Here is a 16,136-nt window from a genome sequence, read left to right as displayed (position 1 = left end):
CAGGTTCAAATCCTGCCCCCGCAACCAAATCATTCCAAAAGCGCTCAAACGAGCGCTTTTTTTGATTCAAGCGCAGCCATCAAAACGCTCCATTAAGCGAATACGGTCATCGACCGTCTGAAATGCGCCAGCTTCTCGCTTCGCCACAAACTCTTGGTGAAAGCCCTCCTTCAGGCGGCGCTCCTCCTCACGCCAGGCTTCCAGCGTGGCAAGCACGGTCGCAAGATGCCCATGGATGGTGAGGTCAACGCCCTTCTTATCTCTGGGCGCGACGATGATCTTCTGGATGAGACTGCGTGCCAGCTGAATGAAAGCCTGTTTGACCTCATCACTCGTATTGACCGCTTCGGAGCTACACAGAACCTGCAAGCTTGTCTTGAACATGGAAGGTGAGGGGATCAACGGTGACTGAGTTCACTGCTGCAAGCTGTTTGCCAGACGCGGGACACAGAAAACAATACCAGTATGACTGCGCCTATGGCACCGGCTTATCAGCGGTTTGCCGTTCCTATCGTATGGCAGCGATACCTTGAGCGATGACCGGAAGAGAAACAGGCAGGCTTTTGCGGCATTTGCCTATTGGATCAGCACTTTCGACGACCTCTCCTAACTGGAACAGCAGCGGCTCAGAGTGGTGTGGCCCCATGAGCTGCACTCCGAAGGGTAGGCCAGAGGAATGCAGACCAGCGGGAACAGTCAGAGCGGGAATCCCTGTCAGATTTGCTACGGCATTCAGGCGGACATAGGCTTCGACCACTGTTTCACTCGTCTCATCGGGCCAGGTGAATGTCTCCTGATTTCGCCTTGCAGCAATCTGGGGAACGCTTGGCACGATCAGAGCATCGACCTGCGTGAACAAGGCGGACCAGATCTCGCTCAGTCTGGCTTGCGCGCGTTTTGCCGTGAGGTAGTCCTGCGCAGGCAACAGGCAGCCGGTTTCCAAGAGAATGCGCACGTCATCGCCGTAGAGATGCGGTTTTGATCGAATGTTTTCCCGATGTACGAATGCAGCTTCAGCCAGCATGATGCCCCATTGGGCCGGCATGATCGTTTCGGTTTCGGGGATGGAGATTTCGACCAGTTCTGCGCCGGCATCCTTGAGCAACGTGCACAGCTTCTGCAGAGTGGAATTTATTTCCGGGTCCAATCTCTCATAGAAGTAATTTGCAGTCACCCCAAGTTTCACTCCGGCGAGGTCGGGCCTGGCACGATCGTTTCCGGCCGCGCCCGCACGTGCGCCGCTCTCCGATGAAAGCAGATCGAACATCAAGCCGGCATCTCCTACCGTCCGTGTGATGGGGCCGACATGGTCGAGTGATGCCGAGAGCGGATAGACACCTTTGAGCGAGATACTGTCGCGCGTCGGCTTCAAGCCAACCACACCACACAGTGCTGCGGGTACCCGTATCGAGCCGCCTGTGTCCGTCCCGATCGCAGCAACTGCGCCACCATAAGCCACTGCTGCAGCAGAGCCTCCACTTGATCCGCCTGGAGTGTGGTCGAGGTTCCAGGGATTGGCTGTCTGCGGAGTGGTCAGCCCAAATGCAAATTCGTGCGTGTGTGTCTTTCCGATGATAATGGCACCTGCCTTGCGCAGGCTGGCGGTTACTTCGGCATCACTTCGGGCGATATGTCCGTCCTGAACCCGCGAGCTTGCACTTGTGGGCAGCCCCTCAACATCGATGAGGTCCTTCAACGCGATAGGTATGCCGTGTAGCGACGTGATCGGGTCGCCCGCCATCAGCTTCTGTTCGGCACGCTTTGCGTCCTTGCGGGCCTCCTCAAAGAGGCGCAGGGAATAGGCACCCACAGCGTCGTCCATTTCAAGGATGCGGTCGATGACAGCATTCACGAGCTCGACTGGCGACAGCGCTTTCTGCGCTATCAACTCAGCAGCGCCGGTCAGAGACAGTTCATGCGGTTTCATCGGTAGAACCTTTCGCGTTCAGACTGGAATTCGGGGAGGGGGTCTCAAGCTTCATGATGAAGTTGCGGACATGGGTCAGGGTGGCAGCCACCATTTCCAATCGCTCTTGCGGAAGCGGAAGATGCTGCTGGCGCGCCAGGTCGGCTACCAGTTGCGGGTTGTATGGAGGGATCATGCGGATTGCTCCATGAGGTCGGGTTTCATTTCTTCGAGAGGTTCAGCAGGAGAGAAAGTGTTGCGAGTGCGATGATGGCTGCGCCGAATATCGTTGCCGTTTCAAACAGCCCGCCATGCCGGGCCATGAAGCCGGCGATCAGCGCAGGTACGGCATTCGCGACGTAGCTTTCGGTGTAGAAGGCGGCGAGGAGGCCAGCGCGCTTCTCGGGCATTGCAAGGGCCGCAAGGCTTCGCATCGCGCCGAGGAATCCGGCACCGAAGCCAAGGCCCGAGACAACTGCTCCTGCCATCAGGATCATCGTGCTGGTCAGATGCATGCCGGCCAGGATGATCGCGGGGCCAAGGATCATCGCCACGCTGCCTGCCAGAAGCGCTGTTCTGGGGGTGCTGCCGCGAAGTGTCATAACAGCAACTGCACCAGCCAATGTCAGTCCGGCCACTGCTCCGCCGCCAAGCATCTGCACCTGCTCAGTCGCAATCTCGGTGATGATCGAGGGCATCAGGGACAGGAAGAAACCACCAAGTGCCCATACGGCAATGTTGATTGGAGATACGAGCAGGAATGTGCGCCGGGCATTTGCTGGGATGTCCATGCGCAGGCTTGGTCTCCATGGCTCATCAGTCAGAGAAGAGGATGTTTCGGGGCTTCCAGCGGTGCGCAGCGCTTGAACTGCGAAAAGGACTACCAATACGACAAAGACCAGATGAAGCGGTGCGGGCGCCAGTTGCGCGAGCAGACCTGAACCCAATGCGCCAACAGCCATTCCGATCATCGGCGAAATGCTGTTGATCGTTGCTCCCGTTTTCTGATCGACATCGAGGAGTGCTGCTGCCAGTGCGGTCGTGGCAAGGCCTGTGGCAAATCCTTGTACGATACGGGCGACGATCAGCCATGTGCTGTCGCGCGCCGAAAGGAAAAGCGCCATGGCGCCAAGTTGAATGCCCAGCGCCAGCAATATGACGAAGCGTCGGCCGAAGCGATTGGACATGGTTCCAAAGAACAGGAGACCTACAAGAAGTGCGAGTGCGTAAACCGCAAACACCAGCGTGATGGTGAAGGCCGAAAAACCCCATTGCGCCTGGTAAAGCGGGTAGAGCGGTGCGGGCACACTGGACGCGGCCAGGAAAGCGATCAGCGTTACCGCGTGAAGTCCCAGATCACGACTTCTGCAGGTGCGGGCAATCGGTCGATCGGAAAGCAAGGTCATTGAGGTTGCCTCGTGTAAAAGCTAAGAATTTGCGTTATAGTGAAATGAGGGCACTAATGCAAATATTTTGCGTTAAGGAGGTTGGATATTGAATTGGAAACTTCGAAATGGTTGAAAACACGCGAGAAACGGACGGGGGAGGTCGCGCGATGGCGCGCCCCGGCGGACGGTCCGCGCGCATACAGGCTGCGATCTTCAAGGCCGTCGAAGAGTTGCGTGAGGAGCCGGATGGTCCTGATCTGACGGTACCCGCGATTGCCGCGCGTGCAGGTGTGACGCCGTCCACGATCTATCGGCGCTGGGGTACATTGAACGAGCTGCTCGCGCAGGTCGCAGCGCAGAATCTGCGTCCTGACGCACCACCGGAAGCTACCGGTGATTGGCGCAGGGATCTCGAGATCTGGCTGCGTCAGTTCGTGGAGGAAATGTCCTCCGACCCTGGGCGCGCGATGCTGCGCGAGGTTCTGGGCGGCGAGCGCGCGGAAAATGCGGGGCAGTGTTCCGCCTATACCCGCCAACAGCTGGACGCCATCCTTGATCGGGCCCGTGATGCTTCCGATGAACCGCCATCTACGGACGAGCTTTTGGACGGTGTCATCGCACCGGTCATGTATCGCATCCTGTTCACGCGCGCTGCACCCGATGATGACTACGCGATCGCACTGCTGCAACGGACACTGGAGCGTTGAAGACAGGCGGTTTTCAACTTGCCGGGCCGAAAGTCTCGTAGTGAATATGCTCGTCCTGTATGCCGCCCTTTTCCAGCCCGCTTGCAAGCGACGAGATGAAACCCGCCGGCCGCGTCCGGCCCTGCGTTTAGCGAGAGCAGATCCTGTGCCGTCACCCGCCCCCTTTTTCGCATGGAAAGGTAGGGGGAAATCCTCGGGCCTGGGGGCGGAAAAGCATGTGCGCAAGCTGACGCTTGTTTTGCCAGAAGCCAGTTTCGCCACTTCCTTCTGGAAGGGATAGGACGCGCCGTCGCGCACGCCTTGCACGAAGAAGACCGGGCGGGAGGTCTTTGTCTCGATCAGTTCATGAAGCATGGCGACCATGGGTGTGACGCCCACACCGGCACTTGCCAAACAAGAGGTGTGTCGCCCGAGGGGAGAACGAAGTCGCCCGAAGGCTCGCGAGCCTGCACTACATCCCCAACTTCGAGCTGGTCATGCATAAAGGCCGAGGCAAGACCCCGGTCCTCGCGCTTGACGCTGATGCGGTAGGTCTGCGCTGCCGGCGCACCGGATGATGAGTAGCTGCGTTTTGTGGGTGTTGCCTGACCGGGGATGTGAAGTTCGATGGGCAGATGTTGACCCGGCAGGAAAGGGGGAAGGGGAGCGCCGTCTAAAGGCGCCAGATGGAAAGAGGTAATGTCCCGACTCTCACAGCGTTTTTCCACGACGCGCAGTCGCCGGACATTCAATTGGCTGGTGTGCCAGCGCAATGAAAGAGCGCCTTGCCGCTCCACCACCTTATCGATGGTTACGATCACCTCGCGGCGTGCCTGCGGGTCACGGCTGTGCTTGCCGTCCCACACGATTTCGGCGCGACCTGTCACATGCAGCAGTCCACCGTTCTCGAAGTCCACGAAGAGCAGGCCGACACGCGGATCGCATAGCAGATTTCCGATCGTGTTGAAGAAATTGTTCCCAGCGTAATCGGGAAAGCGCAATTTGTTATCACGCATGACCTCAACGAAGCCGGGCGAACCTCCGCGATGCGACGCGTCGAAACCCGAAGCGCTTCCGTCTGCGGCTTCAGCTATGCCGGAGCCAATAAAGAACGTGTCCCATGAGGCAATCCATCGCGCCTGCGCCTCCGTCAGTTGATTGGAAGTCCTGGCCGGAGCGGCGTCGGTGTTGCCGACATGATGCCAATCGCGCTGGTGAATATATTGCGGGCAGTTGCCAAAGCTTTGCGTCACTTCCAGAACACAGCCACTTCCATTCTGCCGCAATCGGCCATTGACGCGGTTGCGCCGTCCGCAGGCGCGCGGGTAACCGCGGTGGATTTGAACACAAACGGTCTGGCCGAGATCGCCGCGCAGGCCGACCGGATCGAAATTCGGACCTGCGACCTGACTGACAGCAGTGCCATTCACTCGATGGTCGATGCCGCCACTGCCGCGCAAGGTCCCGCGACAGTGCTGGTCAACAATGCCCGGGGTCGACCGGCGTATTCCCTTTGAGGAGCAGACCGAAGAGCAATGGCGCTGGATGCTCTCCGTCAACCTTGATCACCATGCGATCCTTTCGCGTCTGATCGCGCCCGGAATGGCCGAGGCCGGTGGCGGAGCGATCGTCAACCTGTCCTCCACCGCCTGGATGAAGCTGGCAGGGAACCTGACCGCCTATCACACGGCAAAGGCAGGGATCGTCGGCCTGACCTGCGGGTTGGCGCGGGATCTCGGGCCAAGAGGCATCCGCGCCAATGCCATTGCTCCTGGACGGGTGGTGACCGAGCGGGTGACGGGCCAAGTGAGCGAGGATTGGATCCGTGAGACCCATGCGCTGCAGTGCATCCCTGATCTGATCCGGCCGTCGGATATTGCTGATTGCGCCATGTGGCTGGCATCGGACGCGGCGCGCATGGTGACGGGGCAGTGCATCGTGGTCGACGGCGGAGTGGTTTGAAGGGCAGGAGCAGCCGACGGCACTGCCCGGCAGCGAGGCCTTTGGTTTTCGGTCAGTGCCGGCTAGTGCCCGGTATTGCGGCCTGGCACAACAAAACGTGCTTGAACCACCTTGTTGTGTGTTGGGGCATCGGGGTGTTGATCGGCCAGAAGCTCCATTGCGCCATTGACGAGCTCTTCAACGGGAATGTCTACCGTTGCGATACCATCACCTATCCAGCGGTAGTAGGACGGATTGCCGTAGCCGATAAGGCTGAAATGTCCGCCCCGATAGCGGGTGCTTTCCATGCAACCCGAAAGCGCGCCGTTCGAAATCTCGAATCCGCCGCAGATCACGGCATCAATCGCTTCATCGGCGAGGAGGGCGCCCACTGCGCGACGGCCGGTCTCGAAGGTCGGGCTGCCTGTGTGCACTGCGTCTGTCCGTTCTTCCAGGCCAGCTTGGATCAGCCCTTTGCGGAAGGCGTGCAGGCGCTCACGTCCGGAGGATAGATCTTCGCTGCCGCCGATATAACCAATATTGCGGTGTCCCCCATGCGCGAGATGGCGCACGGCATCTCCTATTGCCACCGCGTCGTTCAGGCTGACAAACTGCGTGCTGCGTGTTTCTTGTCGATGGCGCAGGAGCTGGATGAGCCGCATGCCCGAGCCGCGGATCTCCTCGCTCCCGCCGGGGCGCGGGGCGGGAACATAAACCACCGCATCGGCCTGAACCTGCTGCAGACGCAGCAGCGCTCGATGTTCAAGCACATGGTCGTCATTCGTCAGGTGAATGATCAGCTGGTGGTCACGCGCATCACAGGCCAATGCCAGCGCATTGGCGTACCGTGCGTAAAATTCGTTGACAATGTTAGGCAGCAACAATCCGATGATGCGTGTGCCTTCGCCGCGCATGGCGGCGGCCGCAGCGCTTCTGACATAGCCAAGCTTCTGCGCATGCTGAAGCACGGCCTCGCGCGTTTCTTCATTGACGTTGGGATGCCCCGATAATGCCCGTGATACCGTCATGTGTGAAATGCCGAGGTCGTGGGCAATGGACTTGATCGTAACGCGTTGTGCCAACAAAAATTCCCCGCGAAAGTGTCGCATAGGCCTTTTAGCAGACTTGACACTTGAGTCGGCAAGTCAATAATTGTTCACGTGAACATTGTTTGATAAGGTCGTAATGGAAACAGCACTGGAAACCCGCTGCCGAGCCCTCCTCATGGAGCTTGGTCTGTGTGAAGCCACGACGCCTATTCGGGTGAAGCCGCTGACTGGGGGCGTGGCGTCGGATATCGCCCGTGTGGATTGCGGCTCGACCAGCTATTGCGTGAAATTCGCGCTGCCGCGCCTGAAGGTTGAGGCCGACTGGCGGGCGCCCGTTCATCGCAATCGTGCCGAATATGCCTGGCTTGAAGTTGCCGCCGCGGTGGCGCCGGAATGCGCGTTGCAGCTTCATGGCCGCTCGCAAAGCGAGCATGGCTTCGTGATGGAATATCTCGCGGGCAACAGTGTCACGCTCTGGAAGAGCGAGTTGCTGGCAGGCGAAGTCAATTCCGGTCGCGCGTCAGCGGTCGGGGATGTTCTGGGATGCATCCATGCGGCGAGCACTTCGAAGAGCTTCAATGCCAGCGCGTTTCAGAACCGCGACGATTTCGAGGCGCTGCGGATCGAGCCCTACCTCTACTTCACCGCAAAGAAGCATCCCGATCTAGCTGACCGGCTGCGCGCCATGGGTGCTGAGCTATATCAGGCGCGCCTGGTGCTTGTGCATGGGGATGTCAGTCCCAAGAATATCCTGTTTCGGGACGACCGCCCGATACTGCTGGATGCGGAATGTGCGACCATGGGTGATCCTGCATTCGATGTCGGCTTTTGCCTCAATCATCTTGTGCTCAAGGCCATGCATTTGCCGCAGCGCGCCGATGCACTGATGAATGAAGCGCGGGCCCTCTGGAAGGCTTACGCGCAGCATGTGAGTTGGGAAAACAAGTATATGCTGGAGATACGGGTCGCGGCACTTCTGCCCGCGCTCATGCTGGCACGTGTCGATGGCAAGTCCCCCGTCGAATATCTCTCCGAACCCACCCAAGATCACGTGCGCCGAGTCGCAACAGCATTCATCGTGAAGCCACGCGAGACGCTTTCCGCGCTTTTCGATCATCTTCAATCACAAGTTAAGGAGGTGCAGGCGTGAGCGCCATCACCGATATCAATTGCAGGCGGGTCTGGGACTCGCGCGGAAATCCGACCGTCGAAGTGGAAGTCTGCCTTGAGAGCGGCGCCCGTGGACGCGCGATTGCGCCAGCTGGCGCATCACGTGGCTCGCGTGAGGCTCTTGACCTGCGTGATGGTGGCGACAAGCTGCGCGGCAAGGATGTGGGGCTGGCTCTTGCAAGCGTTCGCGACCGCATCACGCCAGCCCTGGCAGGTATGGAGGCTGGCGACCAGAGCGGTATCGATGCTGCGATCAATGCGCTTGACGATACTCTGCTCAAGGCGAAAATCGGCGGCAATGCCAGCGTCGCAACCTCGCTTGCAGTTTTGCATGCGGCGGCTGCCGAGGCCGGCAAGCCGCTGTGGCGCCATGTCGCCGATAGATTTGGTTATTCGCCTTCGCTCCCGTTGCCCGAAATCCAGATTTTCGGCGGTGGCGCCCATGCGGGCCGCCGCGTGGACATTCAGGACTTCATGATCATGGTGCCCGGCGCATCCTCCTTCGACGAGGTGATGGAGGTCACGAGCGAGGTCTATTTTGCGGCGGGCGACATCATGAAGCGTCGCTCGGCATTGGCGGGTGTGGCCGATGAGGGCGGTTGGTGGCCAAATTTCGCCAGTAATGAAGAAGCGCTCGAGACACTTGTCGAGGCAATCTCGCTTGCTGGTGAAAAACCCGGTGATCGCGTGGTGATTTCCCTCGACATCGCCGCGTCCGAGTTCGGGAAGAACGGCCGATATCGTCTCGCGCTTGAGGATCGTGAACTCGACAGTGGTGAGATGATTGACCTCCTTGGTAACTGGCTGTCGGCTTATCCGATAGTATCGATCGAGGACCCGCTTGCCGAAGACGACGCAGGCGGCATGATCGAATTCACCCGCCGCTTCGGATCGGATGTGCAGATCATAGGCGACGATTATCTTGTCACCAATGCCGGACTGGTGCGCGAAGCGGATGCGGCTGGAGCTTGCAACGCCGTCTTGGTGAAGGTGAACCAGGCGGGCACGGTCAGCGAGTCCTTTGACACTTATGACGCCGCGCGCGAAGCGGGCTGGGGCGCGATCGTTTCAGCTCGCTCGGGCGAAACGGAGGATATCTCAATCAGCCACCTGGCCACGGGGCTTGGCTGCGGCCAGTTGAAAGTGGGTTCCTTCACGCGCTCTGAACGCATGGCGAAGTGGAATGAGTGTCTGCGCATCGCGGATGAGCTCGGCACTGGCAAGTTTGTAGGAGGTGCGCCGCTCGCAAAGACGTGGTGGCACGGTAAACAAAAGGGTGAGGTGGCAGCATGAAGTTCTTGCGTGTAGGCGAGAAGGGTGCGGAACAGCCCTGCATCCTTGATGCTGAAGGACGGGCCCGCAGCCTTGTGTCACTTGTCTCCGATATCACTCCGGAAACGACTCCAAGCCTCGTTGAGAAGTTGACCGGAGCTGATATCGACACGCTGCCCCTAGTCGATGACAACGCGCGCATTGGTGCGCCGATCAGTCAGCCACGAAACATCTACTGTATCGGCCTCAACTACTCGGACCATGCAGCTGAAGCCGGCATGGATATTCCCGAAGAGCCGATCATCTTCACCAAGTCGTCGGGCAGCTATTGCGGCCCTGATGACGATATTCTCTACTCGCCGAAGATGACCAAGCTCGACTGGGAAGTCGAACTGGGCATCGTGATCGGCAAGCCTGCGCTGAACATTTCACGCGATGAGGCGTCCCAGCACATTCTGGGCTTCACCCTCGTCCACGATGTCTCGGAGCGTGCATGGCAGCTGGAACGGGGCGGGCAGTGGTCGAAAGGCAAAGCATTCCCGAATTTCTGCCCCACCGGCCCCTGGATCGTGACGCCAGACGAGGTGAATGGCGGGCGCGGACTGGACATGTGGCTTGATGTGAATGGCAGGCGGATGCAGTCGGGCAATACGGACACCATGATTTTCGATGCGGAGACGATCGTCAGTTACATGAGCGAATTCACGCGATTGGAACCCGGCGATCTCATCTGCACGGGAACGCCACCCGGCGTGGGTGCGGGCATGAAGCCGCCCGTCTGGCTGAAAATAGGTGATCGGGTCGAGCTCGGTATCAGTGGGTTGGGCCGGCAAAGCCAGCGCGTTGTGGCGCTTTGAGGATCTGGGGGAGGAGAATATGGGGGATGAACTGAATGGTCGGATCGCGGTGGTCACTGCTGCCGGTCAGGGCATCGGCCGAGCGGTCGCCGAAGCACTGCGAGCGGAAGGCGCCGAAGTTCATGCGTCGGACATAAATGCCCGTCTGCTGGAGGATTTTGATGCATCGACCGCGCAGCTTGATGCGACGGATCACGAGGCCGTGCATCGCTATTTCGAGCAGTTCGACAAGATCGACGTGCTGGTTCACGCAGTCGGCTACGTGCATCAGGGCACGATAGAGGAAACCACGCCACAGGATTGGCGCAAGAGCTGCAGCATCACGCTCGACAGCGCCTATAATGTCATCGGTGCCGCCGTCCCGCGGATGAAGAAAGCAGGCGGCAGCATTATCACCATCGCTTCGGTGGCAAGTTCGTTGAAGGGTTTCCCCAGGCGCGCGGCCTATGGTGCGGCCAAGGGTGGCGTGATCGGTCTCACCAAGGCGGTAGCCGCCGATTATCTGAGTGCAGGCATCCGCTGCAACGCTGTCTGTCCGGGAACGGTAGACAGTCCAAGTCTGCGCGAACGCATTAACGAACTGGCAGAGCAGATGGGGAGCCTGGAAAAAGCGACGGACTTTTTCATGAGCCGCCAGCCCTCTGGTCGACTGGGTACTCCTGACGAGATTGCTGCGGTTTGCACCTTCCTTGCCTCCGACCGCGCTTCATTCATCACGGGCCAGACCATCAATGTCGATGGCGGGATCACGATCTGACCGCTCTCAGGCCGTCAGCACGAAAAGAGTTTTTGAAAGGCATTCCAGAACATGAACCAGATTGATCTGGCGGGACGCACCGCCATCATAACAGGTGGCGCGCGTGGCATGGGCTTCGCAATCGCAGAACGCTTTCTCGCCTCCGGTGCCTCTGTCGTTTTGTGGGATATCGATGCCGTTCGCGTCCGCGAGGCTGGTGAAGCGCTTGGCTGTGGTGAGCGCGTTCTGGCTGCGGGTGTTGATGTCACGGACTATGACGCTGTTTCGGCGGGTGTTGCCGAAGCAAAAGCCAGGTTCGGTCGCATCGATATCCTTGTCAATGCGGCTGGAATTGCAGGTTTGAACGCGACTGTCACCGATTATCCGCTGGACACGTGGCGCCAAGTGCAGCGTGTCAATCTTGACGGCTGCTTCCACACCTGCCGGGCGGTGGTTCCGCACATGCTGGAGGGAGACTTCGGGCGCATCGTCAATATTGCCTCTGTGGCAGGCAAGGAAGGCAATCCCAATGCCTCGGCCTATTCGGTTTCCAAGGCAGGGGTAATCGCCCTGACAAAGAGCCTCGGCAAGGAACTGGCGCGCACAAATATCTGTGTGAACGTGGTCACGCCTGCCGTTATCAAGACAGAGATGCTTGACGACGTTAAGCCCGAGCATATCGAATACATGCTGTCCAAGATCCCCATGGGACGCATGGGCAGCGTGGAAGAAATTTCATCAATGGTGGCATGGTTGTCTTCGCCCGAGTGTTCCTACTCGACGGGCGCGGTGTTCGATATGACCGGTGGACGTGCGACCTATTAGGAGGAAAGCCGGTGCCGGACGGCCTCGGTTCAAGAGATCCTGACGGATCCAAAAACAGGGAGTGAAATGATGATTTCCAAGAAACTGGTGGCCGGCATGATCGCCGCCGTGACCCTGGCAGCAACTGCTGCCCAGAGCGCTGAGTATCCCGAGCGTCCCATCCAGATGGTGGTGCCATGGGGTGCGGGCGGTGGCACGGATGCCGTTGCGCGCATTCTCGCCTCCGTTCTCCAGGAAGATCTTGGCCAGCCGGTCAATGTGGTCAATCGGACTGGTGGTTCGGGCGTGGTCGGCCATTCGGCAATAGCCACCGCGCAGCCGGATGGCTACACGATCGGTCTTGCCACCGTCGAGATCACGATGATGCATTGGCAGGGCCTGACGGAGCTTACCTACGAGGATTACGACATCATCGGCATCGTGAACCAGGATGCCGCCGGTGTCATGGTGTCGAGCGACAGCGAGTACCAGGACATCAAGGCGCTGCATGAGGCAATCATGGCAGAGCCGGCCGGCACCTTCTCGGCATCCGGTACTGCGCAGGGCGGTATCTGGCACGTCGCTCAGGCCGGCTGGATGGTTGCAGCGGGCAAGGCTGCCGACCACGTGAAGTGGGTGCCAAGCGAAGGTTCGGCTTCTGCAATCACCGACATGGTGGCAGGTGGCGTTGACATCGTTACGGCATCGCTGCCTGAAGGCCGCTCCATGATCGATGCCGGCCGCATCGTGCCCATCGCCACGATGAGCGACGAACGTCATCCGCTTTACCCCGACGTTCCGACGCTGAAGGAGGCAACCGGCGCTGACTGGACGCTTGCTGCATGGCGCGGTGTCTTCGCTCCCAAGGGCCTGCCGGATGATGTCCGCCAGAAGCTGGAAGCTGCCGTGGAAAAGGCATTCAACAGCAGTGAGTATCAAGAGTTTATGGAAGGCCGTGGTCTTGGTGCCGTCTGGCTTGGCGGCGAGGAAGCGAAGGAATTCGTTGCCAAGTCCGATGCAAGCTTCGGTGAGGTTCTGAAAGCTGCTGGTCTGACGAAGTAGGACATGCAGCGGGCGGGGCATGGAAATGTTCCGCCCCTGCTGTGCGGGGAGGATGTCTGTTGAAAGCGAATGACACGGTTCTGGGCGGGCTGGTCTTGATGGCCGCGCTTTTCCTGCTGGTGACATCCTTCGACTATGCGCCGCTTCCCGGTCAGGCCTATGGGGCGGGAACCATGCCCCGGTTGATCGGTGGTGGCGGTCTGTTGCTCGGCCTTTTTCTGTTAATCGGCGGCTTGCGCAGGAGAACAGGACCCGCCAGCGTCGAAGCGTCGCCAGAGGATAATGCCTGGATGCGCGACCGGCGGATGATTGCGGTTCTCGCAGTCCTTGCCTCGGTCATTTTCTTCATGTTGGCATCGCCCCTGATCGGCTTTATTCCTACCGTGCTGATCATCATGATTGCGCTTATGCTGCTTGGCGGCGCCCATCCGATCAATGCGCTGGGCGTTTCCCTCATCACTGCCCTTGTCGTCTATTACGGCTTCAGCCGCCTGCTTCTCGTCCCCCTGCCGCGCGGACCGATCGAGAGCCTGTTGTGGTAGCCTGCTTCCAGTCTGGAGCCTGAAATGCTCGCTCAAGCCCTACAGATCGTCCTGCAGCCCGACGTTCTTCTGACGGTTTTCCTGGCCGGATGTTTCGGCATGTTCGTCGGAGCCATTCCGGGACTGACGGCCACTATGGCAACCGCGCTTCTGGTGCCAATAACCTTTTTCATGGACCCGATCCCGGCGATTGCCTCCATCGTCGCGGCGACTGGCATGGCAATTTTCGCCGGCGACATCGCGGGTACATTGATGCGCATGCCCGGCACGCCCGCGTCTGCAGCCTATGTGGAAGATGCCCACCGCATGAGCCAGGCGGGCAAGGCCAATGTGGCACTGGGTGCCTGCCTGTTCTTCTCGGCCATCGGCGGCATACTGGGCACGCTCGTGCTGAGCCTTGTTGCGCCACAGCTTGCCGAGCTTGCGCTCAAATTCTCCTCCTTCGAATATTTCTGGCTGGTTCTGCTTGGCCTTTCCTGTGCGGTATTTGTCTCTTCGGGCGCGCCCGCACTTGGCCTGATCTCGCTCTTCATCGGGCTGTCTGCTTCTCTGGTTGGACAGGAAAACCCGACGGGCGCGTCGCGCTATACCTATGGCTCTGTCGAGCTTCTGGCGGGTATCCAGTTCATCCCGGCGATGATCGGACTTTTCGCGGTTTCGGAAATCTTGCGCTCCTACACCAAGCGCTCCACCGAGGCGCGTATCCCGCCGGTCAAGGGACCCATTTTCGCACCACAGTTGACCAATCTCCTGCGCTATCCGAAGCAGGTGCTGCGTGGCTCGAGCGTTGGTACCCTGATTGGCGCATTGCCCGGCGCCGGAGCAGACATTGCCGCCTGGATATCCTTCGCCATCTCCAAGAAATTCTCACGTGAGCAGAAGAAATTCGGTACAGGCCATGTGGAAGGTCTGGTCGAGGCAGGCGCCTCCAACAATGCAGCCGTTTCGGGTGCGTGGATACCTGCACTCGTCTTCGGCATTCCCGGCGACACGATCACGGCCATCGTCATCGGCGTGATGTTCATCAAGGGTCTCAATCCCGGTCCGATGGTATTCATCCAACAGCCGGAGATGATCTATGCGATCTTCATGATCTTCGTGCTCGCCAATCTGTTCATGCTGCCGATCGGATGGGTCGCAATCCATGTGGCAGGCAAGCTGCTCGGCGCGCCGCAGCGCATCCTGATGCCGGTGATCCTTGTGTTCTGCGCAGTAGGCGCCTTTGCCATCAACAATTCCATGGCAGGCGTCATCATCATGCTTGCCTTCGGCGTAATCGGCTTCCTGATGGAGGAAAACGGCATACCCTTGGCGCCGGCCATACTCGGCCTTGTTCTGGGGCCGATGTTGGAGAAGTATTTCATCACCTCTATGATCAAGGCCGACGGTGACTTTCTCGCCTTTTTCAGCCGCCCCATTTCCGCAGGCCTGGGTATCGCCACGATCCTGCTCTGCCTCATACCGCTGGTCGGCTGGTTGAGGCGGAGAGGGCTTGGGCAGCGCAAATCCGCTTAGCTTAAGTACCCTCCGCAGCCGGTCCCTCGCATGCCAGTGCTTGAACTTATCGGTCAAGCGCTGCGCACGAGTGAGGGGCTTTAGGGCAAGGCTCTGGCTGACCAGGGGGGCGGCGATCAAACGAGGACGGATCTTGGAACTGGCAGAAAAGCGGACCCTGTTCCACAATCCGCAACACGAATATACCCGCTCGCTGCTGGACGCGGTACCGATTCCGGATCCGAGGCTGCGCAGGCAAGGGACACGGCAGGCTCCAGGGTGACGATAGTCTCTCCGTGAGTCGTTGCACAGGTAGCGAAGCGGCATCGTAGTTGCCATAAGAACCTTGGGTCGACTGTTGTTGCTCGAGAAGCGCTTGACGTTGAGGTGGCGTCTGAGCAATTCAGAACTGACCGATACTGTTTGGGGTTCGACATGGTGGCTGAAACGACTGCATCGCCTGCACAAAGAGAGCGCAAGCGGGGCTCGGGCGTACAATATGTCTATGATGTGCTGCGTGACGAAATCCTTGATCTGGCGTTGGCGCCGGGGTCTCCGATTGACGAGATCCAGCTTTCCAAGCGGCTTTCCATGTCGCGCACACCCATTCGCGAGGCTCTTGTGCGGCTTGCGGGGGAGGGGCTTGTCACGACACTGCCCAACCGCTCCACCGTGGTTTCGAATATCGATTTTCTGAATCTGCATGCCTTTTTCGATGCGATCACGCTAATGTACCGGGTGACTACACGGCTTGCCGCACAGCATCATCGGGACGGTGATCTGGATATTATCCGCGAGCGTCAGGCCGAATTTGCCCAGGCGGTCGAGGCGCAAGATGCGCTTTCCATGATCGCGACCAACCGCGAATTTCATGCGGCCATCGCAGCGGCAGGGCGCAATCCCTATTATGAAAGCCTGTTCCAGCGCCTGCTTGATGAAGGTCGGCGCCTGCTCAGGCTCTATTACTCGTCCTTCAATGACCGCCTTCCAAACCGCTATGTGGTTGAGCATGAGGACATCATCGCCGCAATCGAGGCGCGGGACGTGGAACTGGCAGACCGGTTGGCGAAAGAACATGCGGACCAGATCGTTGCCCAAATCCGCACCTTGATCGCCCGCGACGATCGGCAGACAATCGACCTCTGACATTTCATTTCCTGGGGAGGCGCAGAGGCTGTTCTTGTTGCCAGAATTTTATGTCGACAAATAAAATACAAGTGGTATTTTGG

Annotated in this window: 19 protein-coding genes and 1 pseudogene; 13 read left to right on the top strand and 7 right to left on the bottom strand. The window is 59.2% G+C overall.

Translation table 11 applies throughout. The annotated features are described in order from the left end of the window. Positions 1–66: 66 nt before the first annotated feature. The 4 genes from WA367_RS15360 to WA367_RS15345 form a co-directional block, all read right to left on the bottom strand. A complete protein-coding gene (locus WA367_RS15360) occupies positions 67–384 on the bottom strand; it encodes a hypothetical protein (protein ID WP_336057650.1) in 318 nt (105 codons plus the stop codon). Between the two features lie 124 nt (positions 385–508). After that, complete coding sequence (locus WA367_RS15355) at positions 509–1,927, bottom strand: amidase (RefSeq protein WP_336057649.1); 1,419 nt, start codon at positions 1,925–1,927, stop codon at positions 509–511. After that, positions 1,914–2,102 (bottom strand): hypothetical protein, encoded by a 189-nt coding sequence (locus tag WA367_RS15350; RefSeq protein WP_336057648.1) that lies wholly within the window; start codon positions 2,100–2,102, stop codon positions 1,914–1,916. Before WA367_RS15350 ends, WA367_RS15355 begins: the two co-directional genes overlap by 14 nt. A 25-nt stretch (positions 2,103–2,127) precedes the next feature. Next, positions 2,128–3,312 carry an MFS transporter gene (locus tag WA367_RS15345; RefSeq protein ID WP_336057647.1) on the bottom strand — a complete coding sequence of 395 codons (1,185 nt, stop codon included), beginning with the start codon at positions 3,310–3,312 and terminating at the stop codon, positions 2,128–2,130. Positions 3,313–3,461: 149 nt separating this feature from the next. On the opposite strand from WA367_RS15345, the gene WA367_RS15340 reads away from it, so the two are divergent. Then, positions 3,462–4,001, top strand: a complete 540-nt coding sequence (locus WA367_RS15340; RefSeq protein WP_336057646.1) for a TetR/AcrR family transcriptional regulator — start codon at positions 3,462–3,464, stop codon at positions 3,999–4,001. 291 nt (positions 4,002–4,292) lie between these two features. Here WA367_RS15340 and WA367_RS18210 read toward each other — a convergent pair. Then, positions 4,293–4,355 (bottom strand): annotated as a pseudogene (locus WA367_RS18210) (hypothetical protein); the annotation flags it as partial. Further along, complete coding sequence (locus WA367_RS15335; RefSeq protein WP_336057645.1) at positions 4,340–5,233, bottom strand: FAD-binding oxidoreductase; 894 nt, start codon at positions 5,231–5,233, stop codon at positions 4,340–4,342. The gene WA367_RS15335 and the pseudogene WA367_RS18210, both read right to left, overlap by 16 nt. 81 nt (positions 5,234–5,314) lie before the next feature. On the opposite strand from WA367_RS15335, the gene WA367_RS15330 reads away from it, so the two are divergent. Further along, positions 5,315–5,497, top strand: coding sequence for a hypothetical protein (locus WA367_RS15330; RefSeq protein ID WP_336057644.1), 183 nt, complete (start codon positions 5,315–5,317; stop codon positions 5,495–5,497). Then, a complete protein-coding gene (locus tag WA367_RS15325; RefSeq protein WP_336057643.1) occupies positions 5,466–5,942 on the top strand; it encodes an SDR family NAD(P)-dependent oxidoreductase in 477 nt (158 codons plus the stop codon). The genes WA367_RS15330 and WA367_RS15325 overlap by 32 nt, the downstream gene beginning before the upstream one ends. A gap of 62 nt (positions 5,943–6,004) precedes the next feature. On the opposite strand, the gene WA367_RS15320 is transcribed toward WA367_RS15325, so the two are convergent. Beyond that, entirely contained in the window at positions 6,005–7,003 is a 999-nt protein-coding gene (locus tag WA367_RS15320; RefSeq protein ID WP_336057642.1) for a LacI family DNA-binding transcriptional regulator, read from the bottom strand. A 103-nt stretch (positions 7,004–7,106) separates the two neighbouring features. Here WA367_RS15320 and WA367_RS15315 point away from each other — a divergent pair, with 103 nt between their 5' ends. From WA367_RS15315 to WA367_RS15270, 10 genes are all read left to right on the top strand, one after another. Then, positions 7,107–8,120: a phosphotransferase family protein gene (locus tag WA367_RS15315; RefSeq protein ID WP_336057641.1), complete on the top strand. Its 1,014-nt coding sequence runs from the start codon at positions 7,107–7,109 to the stop codon at positions 8,118–8,120. After that, positions 8,117–9,433: a phosphopyruvate hydratase gene (eno, locus tag WA367_RS15310; RefSeq protein WP_336057640.1), complete on the top strand. Its 1,317-nt coding sequence runs from the start codon at positions 8,117–8,119 to the stop codon at positions 9,431–9,433. The genes WA367_RS15315 and eno overlap by 4 nt, the downstream gene beginning before the upstream one ends. Next, complete coding sequence (locus tag WA367_RS15305) at positions 9,430–10,269, top strand: fumarylacetoacetate hydrolase family protein (protein ID WP_336057639.1); 840 nt, start codon at positions 9,430–9,432, stop codon at positions 10,267–10,269. The genes eno and WA367_RS15305 overlap by 4 nt, the downstream gene beginning before the upstream one ends. 19 nt (positions 10,270–10,288) lie before the next feature. Continuing rightward, a complete protein-coding gene (locus tag WA367_RS15300) occupies positions 10,289–11,026 on the top strand; it encodes an SDR family oxidoreductase (protein ID WP_336057638.1) in 738 nt (245 codons plus the stop codon). 51 nt (positions 11,027–11,077) lie between these two features. After that, the gene (locus WA367_RS15295) at positions 11,078–11,830 is read left to right on the top strand and encodes an SDR family NAD(P)-dependent oxidoreductase (protein WP_336057637.1); all 753 of its coding nucleotides are present in this window, start codon (positions 11,078–11,080) and stop codon (positions 11,828–11,830) included. 69 nt (positions 11,831–11,899) lie between these two features. Continuing rightward, positions 11,900–12,871, top strand: a complete 972-nt coding sequence (locus WA367_RS15290; RefSeq protein ID WP_336057636.1) for a tripartite tricarboxylate transporter substrate binding protein — start codon at positions 11,900–11,902, stop codon at positions 12,869–12,871. 59 nt (positions 12,872–12,930) lie between these two features. Further along, positions 12,931–13,413: a tripartite tricarboxylate transporter TctB family protein gene (locus WA367_RS15285; RefSeq protein WP_336057635.1), complete on the top strand. Its 483-nt coding sequence runs from the start codon at positions 12,931–12,933 to the stop codon at positions 13,411–13,413. 24 nt (positions 13,414–13,437) lie between these two features. Continuing rightward, positions 13,438–14,928: a tripartite tricarboxylate transporter permease gene (locus WA367_RS15280; RefSeq protein WP_336057634.1), complete on the top strand. Its 1,491-nt coding sequence runs from the start codon at positions 13,438–13,440 to the stop codon at positions 14,926–14,928. A gap of 70 nt (positions 14,929–14,998) precedes the next feature. After that, positions 14,999–15,190, top strand: coding sequence for an ABC transporter ATP-binding protein (locus WA367_RS15275; RefSeq protein WP_336057659.1), 192 nt, complete (start codon positions 14,999–15,001; stop codon positions 15,188–15,190). Positions 15,191–15,342: 152 nt separating this feature from the next. Next, the gene (locus tag WA367_RS15270) at positions 15,343–16,053 is read left to right on the top strand and encodes a GntR family transcriptional regulator (RefSeq protein WP_336057633.1); all 711 of its coding nucleotides are present in this window, start codon (positions 15,343–15,345) and stop codon (positions 16,051–16,053) included. Positions 16,054–16,136: the final 83 nt, after the last annotated feature.

It is taken from the genome of Nitratireductor sp. CH_MIT9313-5 (assembly GCF_037029545.1).
Classification (GTDB): Bacteria; Pseudomonadota; Alphaproteobacteria; order Rhizobiales; family Rhizobiaceae; genus Chelativorans.
Note: the sequence above shows the minus strand (reverse complement) of the source record. Positions and strands in the feature narration are given on the sequence as shown.

Coding starts and splice junctions, on each gene's coding strand:
- WA367_RS15345 (WP_336057647.1), bottom strand. CDS start 3,312: ATGACCTTGCTTTCCGATCGACCGATTGCCCGCACCTGCAGAAGTCGT.
- WA367_RS15295 (WP_336057637.1), top strand. CDS start 11,078: ATGAACCAGATTGATCTGGCGGGACGCACCGCCATCATAACAGGTGGC.
- WA367_RS15360 (WP_336057650.1), bottom strand. CDS start 384: ATGTTCAAGACAAGCTTGCAGGTTCTGTGTAGCTCCGAAGCGGTCAAT.
- WA367_RS15355 (WP_336057649.1), bottom strand. CDS start 1,927: ATGAAACCGCATGAACTGTCTCTGACCGGCGCTGCTGAGTTGATAGCG.
- WA367_RS15300 (WP_336057638.1), top strand. CDS start 10,289: ATGGGGGATGAACTGAATGGTCGGATCGCGGTGGTCACTGCTGCCGGT.
- WA367_RS15350 (WP_336057648.1), bottom strand. CDS start 2,102: ATGATCCCTCCATACAACCCGCAACTGGTAGCCGACCTGGCGCGCCAG.
- WA367_RS15280 (WP_336057634.1), top strand. CDS start 13,438: ATGCTCGCTCAAGCCCTACAGATCGTCCTGCAGCCCGACGTTCTTCTG.
- WA367_RS15315 (WP_336057641.1), top strand. CDS start 7,107: ATGGAAACAGCACTGGAAACCCGCTGCCGAGCCCTCCTCATGGAGCTT.
- WA367_RS15325 (WP_336057643.1), top strand. CDS start 5,466: ATGCCCGGGGTCGACCGGCGTATTCCCTTTGAGGAGCAGACCGAAGAG.
- WA367_RS15270 (WP_336057633.1), top strand. CDS start 15,343: ATGGTGGCTGAAACGACTGCATCGCCTGCACAAAGAGAGCGCAAGCGG.
- WA367_RS15340 (WP_336057646.1), top strand. CDS start 3,462: ATGGCGCGCCCCGGCGGACGGTCCGCGCGCATACAGGCTGCGATCTTC.
- WA367_RS15290 (WP_336057636.1), top strand. CDS start 11,900: ATGATTTCCAAGAAACTGGTGGCCGGCATGATCGCCGCCGTGACCCTG.
- WA367_RS15305 (WP_336057639.1), top strand. CDS start 9,430: ATGAAGTTCTTGCGTGTAGGCGAGAAGGGTGCGGAACAGCCCTGCATC.